Annotated in this window: 13 protein-coding genes; 8 read left to right on the top strand and 5 right to left on the bottom strand. The window is 70.8% G+C overall.

Translation table 11 applies throughout. From position 1 onward, the window contains the following. The first annotated feature begins 25 nt into the window (after window positions 1-25). Window positions 26-886, top strand: a complete 861-nt coding sequence (locus ACTWQH_RS16220) for an alpha/beta fold hydrolase (RefSeq protein WP_443287333.1) — start codon at window positions 26-28, stop codon at window positions 884-886. Between the two features lie 20 nt (window positions 887-906). Continuing rightward, on the top strand, window positions 907-1476 hold the full coding sequence (locus tag ACTWQH_RS16215; protein WP_443287256.1) for a GNAT family N-acetyltransferase: 570 nt from the start codon (window positions 907-909) through the stop codon (window positions 1474-1476). Here ACTWQH_RS16215 and ACTWQH_RS16210 read toward each other — a convergent pair. Beyond that, on the bottom strand, window positions 1460-1585 hold the full coding sequence (locus tag ACTWQH_RS16210; RefSeq protein WP_443287255.1) for a hypothetical protein: 126 nt from the start codon (window positions 1583-1585) through the stop codon (window positions 1460-1462). The genes ACTWQH_RS16215 and ACTWQH_RS16210 overlap by 17 nt on opposite strands. 187 nt (window positions 1586-1772) lie before the next feature. Here ACTWQH_RS16210 and ACTWQH_RS16205 point away from each other — a divergent pair, with 187 nt between their 5' ends. Continuing rightward, window positions 1773-2201 carry an ATP-binding protein gene (locus tag ACTWQH_RS16205; protein ID WP_443287254.1) on the top strand — a complete coding sequence of 143 codons (429 nt, stop codon included), beginning with the start codon at window positions 1773-1775 and terminating at the stop codon, window positions 2199-2201. Window positions 2202-2567: 366 nt separating this feature from the next. Continuing rightward, window positions 2568-3308 (top strand): hypothetical protein, encoded by a 741-nt coding sequence (locus tag ACTWQH_RS16200; protein WP_443287252.1) that lies wholly within the window; start codon window positions 2568-2570, stop codon window positions 3306-3308. Window positions 3309-3382: 74 nt separating this feature from the next. Here ACTWQH_RS16200 and ACTWQH_RS16195 read toward each other — a convergent pair whose 3' ends face one another. Further along, window positions 3383-3928: a YceI family protein gene (locus tag ACTWQH_RS16195; RefSeq protein ID WP_443287251.1), complete on the bottom strand. Its 546-nt coding sequence runs from the start codon at window positions 3926-3928 to the stop codon at window positions 3383-3385. Window positions 3929-4066: 138 nt separating this feature from the next. Between ACTWQH_RS16195 and ACTWQH_RS16190 the strand changes: the two genes are divergently transcribed. Then, complete coding sequence (locus tag ACTWQH_RS16190; RefSeq protein WP_443287250.1) at window positions 4067-4561, top strand: MarR family winged helix-turn-helix transcriptional regulator; 495 nt, start codon at window positions 4067-4069, stop codon at window positions 4559-4561. Window positions 4562-4619: 58 nt separating this feature from the next. Here the strand turns inward: ACTWQH_RS16190 and ACTWQH_RS16185 are convergent, their stop codons facing one another. After that, entirely contained in the window at window positions 4620-5414 is a 795-nt protein-coding gene (locus tag ACTWQH_RS16185; protein WP_443287249.1) for a calcium-binding protein, read from the bottom strand. Window positions 5415-5520: 106 nt separating this feature from the next. Between ACTWQH_RS16185 and ACTWQH_RS16180 the strand changes: the two genes are divergently transcribed. From ACTWQH_RS16180 to ACTWQH_RS16170, 3 genes are all read left to right on the top strand, one after another. Further along, window positions 5521-6846 carry an ROK family protein gene (locus ACTWQH_RS16180; RefSeq protein WP_443287248.1) on the top strand — a complete coding sequence of 442 codons (1326 nt, stop codon included), beginning with the start codon at window positions 5521-5523 and terminating at the stop codon, window positions 6844-6846. 8 nt (window positions 6847-6854) lie between these two features. Beyond that, on the top strand, window positions 6855-8360 hold the full coding sequence (locus ACTWQH_RS16175) for a sulfatase-like hydrolase/transferase (protein WP_443287332.1): 1506 nt from the start codon (window positions 6855-6857) through the stop codon (window positions 8358-8360). A 73-nt stretch (window positions 8361-8433) separates the two neighbouring features. Then, on the top strand, window positions 8434-8922 hold the full coding sequence (locus ACTWQH_RS16170) for a GNAT family N-acetyltransferase (RefSeq protein WP_443287246.1): 489 nt from the start codon (window positions 8434-8436) through the stop codon (window positions 8920-8922). A gap of 167 nt (window positions 8923-9089) precedes the next feature. Here ACTWQH_RS16170 and ACTWQH_RS16165 read toward each other — a convergent pair whose 3' ends face one another. Further along, window positions 9090-10352 carry an enolase C-terminal domain-like protein gene (locus ACTWQH_RS16165; RefSeq protein ID WP_443287245.1) on the bottom strand — a complete coding sequence of 421 codons (1263 nt, stop codon included), beginning with the start codon at window positions 10350-10352 and terminating at the stop codon, window positions 9090-9092. A 335-nt stretch (window positions 10353-10687) separates the two neighbouring features. Further along, window positions 10688-12349, bottom strand: a complete 1662-nt coding sequence (locus ACTWQH_RS16160; RefSeq protein ID WP_443287244.1) for an ABC transporter substrate-binding protein — start codon at window positions 12347-12349, stop codon at window positions 10688-10690. Window positions 12350-12522 lie beyond the last annotated feature (173 nt).

The raw sequence follows: 12522 nt of genomic DNA, 5'->3' as shown, positions 1-12522 counted from the left end.
CGGTAGATTCTCCGCGGTGACCTTGATGGAGGTGCAGGGCCTCGCGTCGATGACCGACGGGGCGCGGTTGCGCTGGATGGCGCTGGGGGACACGACTCGGCAGCCGCCCGTGGTCATGCTCCATGGCGGTCCGGGTCTGCCGGACTATCTGGGCGATGTCGCTCCTATGGTCGGGGACCTCGCGCCCGTGTACCGGTATGACCAGCGTGGCACTGGCCGATCCCCGTGGCGGGGCGCCCATTCCCTGGCCCGGCACGTCGAGGATCTCGCCGAGTTGCTCGACGCATGGGGCGTGCCCAGGGCCGTGTTGATCGGGCACTCCTACGGCACCGACCTGGCGAGCCGGTTCTGCCTGGCGCACTCTGACCGGGTTGCGGCAGCGTTGTTGATGTGCGGGCCCTTCGTTGGCGATTGGCGCGCTGGGGACCGAGCGGAGCGAGTCCGCCGCATGTCCGTCGCGCAGCAGGAGCGGCTCCGCGCGTTGGAGGAGTTGCCGCACCGCACGGAGGAGCAGGAAGCCGAGCTGCTCACGCTGGCCTGGTTCACCGACCACGCCGATCCCGAACGCGGGTGGCGCTGGGCAGCGCGGGAGGCCCGGCAGCGTCGCCCGGTCAATTGGGCGATGAACGGCGAGCTTGGCAGGGAGGGACGCGCGGACCCGCTCGATGAGCACCTTGCCGAGCTGCGCGCGTGCCTGCCCGCGCGAGCGGAGCTCCTCGGTGGGTGCGACGACCCCCGCCCGGTGTCGGCACTTGAATCACTCGCGCGCCGGCTCGCTCTTCCGCTGACGCGGATCGAGGGCGCGGGACACGAACCCTGGCTGGAGCAGCCCGACGCCGTGCGTGCGCACCTTCGGCGATTCGTGCAGGGCGCGGTGGGCCCGTAGGAGCCGGGGAGGAGAATCCGATGGCGCTGTGCGGCCGCGCGGTCAACAATCGGCCGATGCCCGGCGTGAAGCTGTCCGATGGAATCGTCACCCTGTCACCGCTGCGTTTGGAGGACGTGGAGGCGCACCTCGCGGGGGAGGACGAGCTGCTGGTGCGCTGGCTCAACGGAGGGCCCGGGACCCGCGAGGGAACCGAGGCGTACATCCGGCACTGCCTGGATCAGTGGGACACCGCAGGACCGCTGCGCGCCTTCGGCGTCCGGGCGGGTGCCGAGGAGGTGCTCGCCGGGACGATCGACGTGCGGTTCGCGCAGGAGGGGTTGGGACGCGGCCAGGTGAACGTCGCGTACGGGCTGTACCCGTCCTGGCGGGGTCAGGGTCTGGCGACCCGCGCGGTCCACCTGGTCTGCGGGTACGCGGCGAGCGAGGGTGCGGCCGAGGCGGTGATCCAGGTGGAGCCGCGGAACGCCGCATCGGCCGCGGTCGCGCTGCGGGCGGGGTTCACCTACCGCGCCCGGATCCAGGCAGAGGACGGTACGCGGTTCGATCGGTATGTGCGGGGTCTGGCCGCTGTCAGCCGAGGTGGCTGAACGCACCGGCCCTCGTAGCCATGCCGCCCGCCGCGAAGGTGATCGCTCGCATCGTGATGTCGTCGCGTTCGGATGCCTCGGCGCGGTAGGTGAGCTGGGAGCGAGCCACCTTCCGAGCCGCCGAACCGCATGCGCGGCGCTCCAGTTCGGCGGCGGCGCCACCGCCTCACGGCGGGTGCGCCGGCGAATCCGCCGTGAGGCAGCCAGGCCCCGGCAGGGGTACCGGGTTGGCCGGGCCAGGGTGGTGGAACCCGTGTGTGAACGGTGGGCGCAGCGAACCTGAAAGGGGCGAGCGGATGATGACGACGGTGCCGGTGGTAGAGCCGCCAGGGCTCTGCTACCGGCTGGTGGCGCCGAACCTGGTGGGAACGCCGAAGCTGGTGCGGGACCACGTGGCCACCGTGCTGCGGCACAGCGGGTGCGAGGACATCGCCGAGACGGCGCGGCTGCTGGTCAGTGAGACGGCGACGAACGTCTTCCTGCACGCGGCCGTTGCGCGGCTCACCGTCGCGACCACGATCGGGCCCGAGCGGGTGCTGATCGAGGTCGAGGACGAGTCGGCGCGGGAACAGCCCGAGCGGCGCGTGGCGGGGGAGTGGGACGCCGAGTCCGGGCGGGGGCTGGCGTTGCTGGACGCGCTGGCGGAGGCGTGGGGGGTCAGGCCCGTGGCGCAGGCGAAGGTCGTGTGGTTCGAGCTGCGGCTGCCGCAGGGGACGGCTCGATGAGCCGGGACCCGGGACCTGCGCGGGAGCCGACGGCGGTGCGGCGGTATGCGTGCGAGCGTCCGGCGAACGGCAAGGGGCGGGCGCGACATGACCGTTCTGGCTCGCGCCGTCGCGGTGCGGGTCCTGACGCTGTCAGTCACTGACACTGCTGGTCCCTCTCGCCGTCCCTCGCCAGGCCCGCACCCACCGCTCTGGACGGCGGCGGCTCGGGCGGCGTAGCGTGGCGGCCGTGCGTTGATCTTCAGTGCGGCGGCGTCGCGGCTGCCGCGGACGGAGTGACCACCCTCTCGTTGGCGTAACGGCGGACGCGGGGGCGGCTTGGCGTCTTCACCCCTCACCCCCGTCGCACCGACTGGAGATCATCACGTGCATCACCTGACCTACGAGGCGTTCATCGCCCGCGCCGCCGCCGACCCGGCCGTCGTAGGGCTCGTCCTCAAGGGCTCCCACGCCCACGAGGGCATGGTCACCCCCCACTCCGACCGCGACCTGTACGTCCTCCTCGCCGACGACGCCGAGACCGACACCGAGACCGACCTCGCGGCGCTCGACGGCTACCGCTCCGCGGAGCTCGATCTCCTCGTCACCACGCTCGGCGCCTTCCGCGCGATCGGCGGACAGGAGCGTTACGCCCTCTCCCGCGCCCGGGTCGTGCTCGACCGGCTCGACGGCGAGATCGCGGAGATCGTCGCCGCCAAGGGGCGGCTCGGCGAGGACGAGGCGTTCCGCGAGGGCGCCGGCTGGCTGGACGCCTACGCCAACTCGCTCTATCGCTCGCTCAAGAACGCCCGGGACGGCCACCTGCTCGCCGCCCGCCTCGACGCGGGCGACAGCGTCGGATTTCTGCTGGGGCTGCTGTTCGTCCTGGACCGGCGCCCGCGCCCGTTCAACAAGTACCTGGAGTGGGAGCTGGAGCGCTTTCCGCTGCCGGGGTGGGACACGAGGGAACTGCTGGACGCGCTCGGCCGGATCGCGGGGACCGGTGACGTGGCCGCGCAGCGGCGGCTCTTCGCCCGGGTCGAGGCCGTGGCGCGGGAGGCCGGCCACGGCGCCACGCTGGACGCCTGGGGCGAGGACCTGGCGTTGATGCGGGGCGGAGGGCGTTGACCGAACGCGGCCACCCGGCGGGTGTCCGCCGGGTGGCCGCGCTCACGCCCGGGTTACCGCCGGAGGCTCACTGCTCACTGCTGGTGGGCCTCGACCTCGATGGTGATCTTGACGGCTTCGCTCACGGCGGCGCCCGCCGCGCCGCCCGTGACGCCGAAGTCCTTGCGGCTGATCTCGGTGGTGGCGGTGAAGCCGGCGGCGGGCTTGCCCTCCATGCCCGTCCCGAAGCCGTTCAGCTCCAGCTCAAGGGTGACGGGCTTGGTCACGCCGCGCAGGGTGAGCTCGCCGTCGACCAGGAGGCCCTCGCCCTCGGACCGCACCCCGGTGGAGGTGAAGGTCATCGTGGGGAACTCCTCGACGTGCAGGAAGTCCTCGCTCCGGACGTGGTCGTCACGCATGTCGTTGCCCGTGTTGATGGAGGCGGTCTGGATGGTCGCCGTGACCGAGGACTTCAGCGGGTCCTCGGCGGTGACTATCTCGCCCTCGAAGGAGTCGAAGCGGCCGCGCGTCTTGGCGATGCCCAGATGCCTGACGCTGAAGGAGATCTCGGAGTGGACCGGGTCGATGATCCAGGTGCCGGCGGTGTAGCCGGGCAGAGCGTCGGTGAGAGGAGTAGACACGGAAGCCCCCAGTGACAGAGTGAGATGGATGTGTGGCTAGAGGTAGTTGATGTAGTTAAACGCTCAGTCGGTGAGACGGTGACAAAGTAGCATGCAATAATTGAAGCCTCAACCATTCCCCCGCCTGCTGGGAAGACCATGTCCGACCACTCGGAGATCCGCTGGCTGAGCGACCATGAACAGCGCGTGTGGCGTTCGTATTTGATGGCCAACAGCGAGCTCCAGGCCCGCCTCGACCGGCAGCTGCGGGCCGATGCCGGGATGCCCGTTGCGTACTACCAGATCCTGGTGATGCTCTCCGAGAGCCCCGATCGCGCGATGCGCATGAGCTGCCTCGCCGAGCTCCTGCACTCCTCGCGCAGCCGTCTCTCCCACGCCGTCAGCGCCCTGGAGAAGTACGGCTGGATCAGCCGCTGCGCCCACGCCCACGACCGGCGCGGCTCCGTGGCCCGGCTCACCGACACCGGCTACGAGGCTCTGGTCCGGGCCGCTCCCGGCCACGTCACCGAGGTCCGCGAGGTGCTGTTCGACGCGCTCACGCCCGAGCAGCTCGACTCCCTGCACGAGATCAGCCAGGCCGTCCTGGCGAAGCTGCGGGAGCGCTGCGGAACGCCCGGAACGCCCCCGCCCTGACCAGCGGCGATAGCGAAACGCCGCTGGCGTACTGGTCCTGCCGGTCCTGCCGGTCCCGCTAGTCCTCGTGGACCTCGTCGTTCCCGGGGCCGGGGTGGAGGTCGTCCTGCTCCGCGCCGCCGTGGAGGACGTCATCGCCGCTGTTGCCGTAGATGGTGTCCCGGCCGGGGCCGCCGAGCAGCTCGTCGTGCCCGCGTCCGCCGCGTATCTCGTCGTCGCCCTCGTCGCCCTCCAGTTCGTCGCTCCCGTCCTGGCCGAGCAGCAGGTCGTTGCCCTCGTCGCCCTCGATGTAGTCCCGGCCGACGCCGCCGTCGAGGGTGTCGTTCCCCTGCTCGCCCCACTGGTAGTCGCCGCCGCTGAGGTCGTCGTCTCCGGGGCCGCCCCACAGGACGCCCCCACCGTCGCCCGCGAGCACCACGTCGTCGCCCTCGTAGGCCGAGATGTTGTTGTACCCCTGCGATCGCGTCGCGTCGATGTAGTCGTCCTCGTCGCCGAGCGAGATCTCCAGGACGGGCTCGGCCCAGTCCGGGTAGACGCACGAGACGAGGGTGAGGTCGGCCTCGTCGGGATGCGTGCACCCCTCGCCCACCTCGATCGGCACCTCGTCGTCGAACAACACCGCGAGCTCGTCCGGGCTGTGGGTGACGGTCACCACGTTCACCTGGCGGTCGCCCGCGTAGTAGTTGATCGCCTGCTCGCGCTCCGCCGAGTACGTCGTGTCGGCGTACGCCGCGTTCTGGGCGGCGGCCGAGGCGGACGCCGCCGGCGCCATGCCGGCGCCGGCGCCCGCGAGGGAGAGGGCGGACAGGGCGGACAGGGCGGGCAGGGCTTTCCAGGGCTTTCGCATCGTCATCGTTGCTACTCCGAGGAGGCTTGTGGGGTGTGGAGTGTGCGCCCGCCGCCAATCTAATTTCTCCGCTCTGTTGACGTAAATAGCGCCGACTCACACACTCGTCCCCATGGCACAGCAGCCTCAGGGGGCGCTGGCGCAGCTACGACGCGGCCACCAGGAGCGCGTGCTCGACCTGCTGCGCCGACACGGCGCGCTCAGTCGCGGCGAGTTGGGACACCGCTCGGGCCTGTCCCGCACCACGCTCCACGACATCGTCTCCGGCCTGATGGCCAACGGCACCGTGGTCGCGACCGTGCCCGACCAGGCGGTGCGGGGGCGTGGCCGGCCCGCCGAGTCCCTCAGCCTCAACCCCGCCGCCGGGCAGGCCATCGGCATCGACTTCGCCCACCGTCGGCTGCACGTCGCGATCGTCAACGTCGCGCACGAGATCATCGGCTCGGCCAGCGAGGGCCACGCCGCGAATCCGCCCTGGCAGCGCCGCGTCGAGATCGCCGAGCGCCTGATCGGCGAGCTGTCGGAGGGCCGCTCGGCGGATGGAGCGGATGGAGCGGATGGAGCGGGGGACGGCGCGGCGGGTGGCAGGGTGCGGCTCGGCGCGCTGCGGGCGATCGGCGTCGGCGTCGTCGGCCCCGTGGGCAGCCCGGGTGAGGAGAACGCCGCCGCCCGGCGGCTGGACGCGGTGCCCACGCTGCTGCGCAAGCGCTTCGGCGTTCCGGTGCTGATGGACAACAACACCCGCCTCGCCGCCCTCGCCGAGTCCATCTGGGGGGCGGCGGCGGGCTGCCAGGACGTGCTGTACCTGCGCCTGTCCCACGGCGTGGGCGGCGGCCTCGTCCTCGGCGGCTCGCTGCACCGCGGCGCCCACGGCGTCTCCGGGGAGTTCGGCCACATCACCGTCGATCCGGACGGCAGGGCGTGCCGGTGCGGGGGCCGGGGCTGCCTGGAGACCATCGCCTCGGTCAAGGCGGTGCTGGACGCTCACCGCGAGGCGGGCGGCCGGGCGCGGACCCTCCGCGCCCTGGCGTCGGCGGCCGGGGCGGGCGACCCCGGCGTAGGGGACCTGCTCGCGCGCGTCGGCGGCCAGGTCGGGCTCGTGCTCGCCTCGGTGTGCAACACGGTGGGCCCGGACCTGGTCGTGCTCGGCGGGGAGGTGGCCGAGGTCGGCGCGGCGCTGACCGATCCGGTCGAGCGGGAGCTGCGTGCCCACGTCATGCCCATGCTGCGACGCCGCCTGAAGGTCCGCGCCGCCCGGCTCGGCGAGACGGGCGGCGCTCTGGGCGGCATCGCCCTCGTGCTGCACGAGTCGCCGCTGCTGGCCCGCTACCCGCCCTCACCCGCCCCGCACGACCCCGACAGCCCGGCCAGCGACCCCACCTCCTACTACGCCGGGGATCTCTACGCGAGGGCCTCCCGCAGGAGAACCGTCCCGTGAACAGTCCTTTGAACCTTCTCTTCCTGATGACGGACCAGCACCGGGTGGACACCCTGGGCTGCTACGGCAACCCCCACGTGGACACGCCCAACCTGGACCGGCTCGCGGCCGCCGGCACCCGCTTCGACCGCTGCTACACGCCCACCGCCATCTGCACCCCCGCGCGGGCCAGCCTCCTCACCGGCCAGGCGCCGTTCCGGCACCGCCTGCTGGCCAACTACGAGCGGAACGTGGGCTACCTGGAGGATCTCGCCGACGACGCCTTCACCTTCCCCGACGCCCTGCGGGAGCGCGGCTACCGGCTTGGCCTGATCGGGAAGTGGCACGTCGGCACCCACCGCACCGCGGCCTCGTTCGGCTTCGACGGCCCGGAGCTGCCCGGCTGGCACAATCCCGTGGACCACCCCGACTATCTGGCGTACCTGGCTGAGCGCGGCCTGCCGCCGTACCGCATCTCCGACCGGATCCGCGGCACCACCCCCAACGGCAACCCCGGCAACCTGCTGGCCGCCCGGCTCCACCAGCCGGTCGAGGCCACGTTCGAGCACTACCTGGCGACCCGGGCCATCGAGCACCTGGAGCGCTACGCCGCCGGCGGCGGCACCGGCGGTGCGGGGCGCCCCTTCTTCCTGGCCACCCACTTCTTCGGACCGCACCTGCCCTACCTGCTGCCGGACGCGTACTTCGACCGCTACGACCCGGGACTCGTCGAGCTGCCGGAGTCGATCGCCGAGACCTTCGAGGGCAAGCCGCCCGTGCAGCGCAACTACAGCGCGCACTGGACGTTCGACACCATGCCGATCGAGGTCACCCGCAAGCTCATCGCCGTCTACTGGGGGTACGTCTCCCTCATCGACGAGCAGATCGGCCGCATCCTCGACCGGCTCGACGAGCTCGGCCTGGCCGAGGAGACCGCGGTGTTCTTCACCGCCGACCACGGCGAGTTCACCGGCGCGCACCGCCTGCACGACAAGGGACCGGCGATGTACGAGGACATCTACCGCATCCCCGGCATCGTGCGCCTGCCGGGCGGCCCGCCGCAGGTCAGGCGCGAGTTCGTCAGCCTGACGGACTGCACCGCCACCCTCCTGGACCTCGCCGGCTGCGATCCCTCCCCGGCGGTGGACAGCCGCAGCCTCGTGCCCCTGCTGCGCGGCGAACGTCCGCCGTGGGCACCCGAGATGACCGCCGAGTTCCACGGCCACCACTTCCCGTACCCGCAGCGCATGATCCGCGACGAGCGCTACAAGCTCGTCGTCAACCCCGAGTCGGTGAACGAGCTGTACGACCTGGCCACCGACCCGCACGAGCTGCGCAACCGCCACGAGCACCCGGAGCTGGGACCGGTGCGGCTGCGCCTGACGCGCCGGCTGTACGACCTGCTGCGGGAGCGCGGCGACAACTTCTACCACTGGATGACCCCCATGTACGACATCGGCGCCGCCGACCACGACCCGACCCTCAGCGCGTTCGAGGCGGACGACGACGACGGCGGCGTGCCCGGCACCGTGTGATCACTGGGAACCCACGAGGCCCGGAGCCGTCGGCCCGCCGGGATTGTCAGTGGCCGGTGGCAGACTCGTCGGCATGGGTGTGCAGGTGTGTTTGAGAGACGTCGGGCCGGCCGATCTGGAGGTGTTCTTCGCTCAGGCGCACGACCCGGAGGCCGTGCGGCGGTCGAAGGTCCCGCCCCGGGAGCGGGAGGCGTTCATGACCCACTGGGAAACGAGGATCCTCGGCGATCCAGCTGTCTTCGTGCAGGCCGTCACCGTCGAAGGGGAGCCGGCGGGCAACGTGGTGGCGTGGTGGGACGAGGACCGGCGTTTCATCGGGTACTGGTTCGGCCGGCAGTTCTGGGGCGGGGGCGTGGGCACGCGGGCGCTGGCGCTCTTCCTGGAGCGGGAGAGGACCCGCCCGCTGTACGCCGATCCCTTCGTGGGGAACACCGGCTCGGTGCGGCTGCTGGAGAAGCACGGCTTCCGGCGCGCCGAGACGGTCCGGCACGGCGAGAACGAGCACGTCATGCTGGTGCTCGCGAAGACCGCCGACGGCGCCGACGGCGCTGACGACTCCTGACCCCGCGCAGTGCGGGCGCAGAGCAGGGCCCAGCCGTCGTACGCCTGCCGCTGCGCGGTGAGGAAGCGCGTGAGCACCTCGGCGAGGCGGGCAGGCATTTCCGCTCAACGTGTAGCGGCGCGCGTAGGAGGCCGCGTAGGAGGCAGAGCCGCTCGGCGCCACCCCGCTCACCAGCGCGGCAGCGCCGCGTCGTACGCCGGCTGGATCCGCCGCATGTAGCCAGTGTCGTCCCGCCGGTCCCGGCCGGCGGCCAGGTAGGCGTCATGGAGGCGAGCCAGAGCCTCCGGGTCCAGCTCGACGCCCAGGCCTGGGCCGGTGGGGACCGGCACCGCGCCGTCGACGAAGCGCAGCACGCCGGGGCGGACCACGTCGGTGGCGTCGGGCTCCCCGGCGTTCCACGGATAGTGGGTGTCACAGGCGTAGGTGAGGTGGGGCGTGGCGGCGGCGGCGTGGGTCATGGCCGCGAGGCTGATGCCGAGGTGGGAGTTGGAGTGCATGGACAGCCCGATGCCGAACGCCTCGCTCACCGCCGCCAGGTCGCGGATGCGGCGCAGCCCGCCCCAGTAGTGGTGGTCGGCGAGGATGACCTGCACCGAGCCGCGCTCCACCGCCGGGCGGATGGTGTCGAAGGAGATGACGCACATGTTCGTGGCCAGCGGCATCGGGGAGGTCTCCGCGACCGCGGCCATGCCGTCGAAGCCCGGAGTGGGGTCCTCCAGGTACTCCAGTACGCCGTCGAGCTCCCGCGCCACACGGCGCGAGGTCTCCACCGTCCACGCGCAGTTGGGGTCCAGCCGCAGTGGACGGCCGGGGAAGGCCTCGGCCAGGGCGCGGATGGCGGCGATCTCCTCCTCGGGCGGGAAGACGCCGCCCTTGAGCTTCAGGGAACGGAAGCCGTAGCGGTCGATCATGCGGGCGGCCTGGCGGACGATGCCCTCGGGGTCCAGCGCCGGGCCCCAGGAGTCGGCGATGGCGGGGCGGCCATCCAGCGCGGGGTGTTCGGCCCACTTGTAGAACAGGTAGGCGCTGTACGGGACGGCATCGCGCACGGCGCCGCCGAGGAGCTCGCTGACCGGCCGGCCGGTGATCTTGCCCTGGGCGTCCATGCAGGCGACCTCGATCGCGGAGGTGACGCGTGCCCGCTCGAACGCCGTCAGCGGCCCGTCCGGCCCGCCGAGAGCCTCGTCGACGGCCCGGGCGATGGCGGTGGTGGCGAACACGCTCATGCCGGTGATGACGCGCCGGGCCACGCGCAGTCGTTCCAGCTGGTCGCGGTCGCCGGCGCACTCGCCGAGGCCGACGACCTCGCCATCGCCGGCACGCAGCCGCAGCACGCAGCGCAGCACCAGCGGCTCGTGCACGCCGTCGGCGTTGAGGAGGGGCGGATCGGCGAAGGCGATAGGGGTGATGGCCAGGTCGTCTATCCTCACGGGCGTTTCTTCCTCTGTTCCGATCCCGGTAGCGCAGCTTCGAGTGCCATAGACCGGACGCCCACTCGGGGAGGCGCGAGGGGCGTCCGGTGGCCAGGGTGTACGACGCGGTGATCACGGCCGGGGGTGCCGCCCGCGTTTCGGCTACCCACCGGGTCGTGTCGGCGCCCCGTTCCACGCGGCCGTGTGCGCCTCCGGACCTGCCGCGCGGATGCTGTAGGGCAAGGGTTCTTCTTCCTCTCAGGGACTGGCGCACGTGTGCGGACGAGGTGGCCGGGGTGGTGGCCGTGGTGGCCGGGTCCGCATGCTGGGATGTGCGGCCCGGCCACCGCCGGTCAGTGTGACGCGTCGTAGGACTGCTGGTAGATCTCCAGGAAGCGATCGAGTCCCAGGCCGTCGAGTTCGCCGAGGTAGGAGTCCCAGTCGGAGTCGAGGGACTTCTGTCCGGTGATGAACTGCACCGCGCTCTGCTGGATGTAGGTGCCGAGGTTTGTCTGGAGTGTGGCGAGTTCACTGGCCACGGTGTTGTCGATCCATGTCTCTGCGATGGGGAACACCAGATCCTGGTCCGCGTGCGGCTCGTAGAGCTGGGTGGCTTCGAACAGCCGGCGTTCGTATCCCTCTGGCGTCATCGGGTCGGCGGCCGTGACCTGCGAGTTGCGGAACTCCTCGGTGTGGTAGTACTGCGACATTGCGCTCCATGCACCAGTGTTTTGCTCGGGAATGGCCCTGAGCGCCGGCTCCATGGTCTCGTCGAGCGCGATTTCGCCCTCTTCGGGCTCCTCCCAGCCCGTGCCCTTGAGGCCGAAGTGGCCGTTGGCCCGGCCTTCGTCGGTGAAGAGGTAGTCGAGCATCTTGATGGCCTGGATCTGCTCGGTCTGCGTGGCCTGGGTGGTGAGGACGAAGGTCGCTCCGGCGAACGACGAGGGCTGGTAGGTGGCGTAGCTGGTGCCGTCCGGACCGCTCAGCGGCTCCATGGCGGCGTAGTCGAAGTCGCGGCCGTTCTCCTGGCCGGTTGTCACGAAGAGGCCGGGGTGCATTGCCGCGGCGGCGCCCAGGATGACGTCGTTCGCGTGGTCGCCCTGCTGAATGTACGCGTCACCGTTCTGGGTGAAGGCGCTGCTGTCGATCAGGCCCTCGTCGTAGAGGGACTGGATGTACCTCAGGCCCTCGCGCCAGCCTTCCTTGTTGGCCTGGATGTCGGCCTGGCCGTCGTTCATGAAGAGGGTGGGGTTCACATCAATGGTGGTCAGGGGTGCCGGGTAGTAGGCGAACGCGTTCATCAGGAACGGGATGAGCGAGTTCTCGGCGCTGCCGCTCAGCGGGATCTCGTCGGACTTGCCGTTGCCGTTGGGGTCGTCGTTCTTGAAGGCGCGCAGCACCTCGCGGAACTCGTCCGTGGTCGTGGGCATCTCCAGGCCCAGGTTGTCCAGCCACTCCTGGTTGATCCACGTCTTGAATCCGTGCGAGCAGTGGTAGCAGTCGTTCCACTGGGGCATCCCGTAGATGTTGTCGTCCGGCGCGGTGGCCATCCGCTCGAATTCCGGCGTTTCCGTGAACGCGTCCTGGATATTGGGGGCGTACTGGTCGATCAGCTGATTGAGCGGCTGAATGATACCTTGCCCGCCGTACCTCAGAAGTTCTGCCTGGCTGAACTGATCGAGCCATGGAATGAGCAGATAGACGTCGGGGAGGTCACCGCTGGCCAGCGATATCTGGCGCTTCTCCTTTGCGGCGGTGGCGTCGAGGGTGGTCGTCTGCCACTTGATGGTGATGTTGAATTCGTCCTTGATCAGGTCGGTGAAGGCGTTTTTGTCCATATCATCGACCCAGTCTTGCTGTGGGGCGAACACGGTGAGGGTCACCGGCGGATTTCCCTTGATCGTGGGCAGCGGCTCCGAGGTGCTGGTGCCGCCAGTGCCGCCGGAGCAGGCCGCCAGGGTCGCCAGAAGCGCCCCGGCGGCCGAGAATCTTGCGAGCAGGCGTGAACGACGCACGGTGCAGTCCTTTCTGTAACAGGGCTGTGAAAGAGGGAGGGAGACGGGGAGGGAGGGGTTCAGCCCTTGATCGCGCCGATCATGATTCCCTTGGTGAAGTAGCGCGCGACGAAGGGATAGATGAGCAGGACGGGCACGCTCGCGATGACGATCAGCGAATATTTGAGGAGGTC

The organism is Streptomyces sp. 6N223, assembly GCF_052246635.1.
Taxonomy (GTDB): Bacteria; Actinomycetota; Actinomycetes; order Streptomycetales; family Streptomycetaceae; genus Streptomyces.
This window is presented reverse-complemented; position numbering and strand designations above follow the sequence as displayed.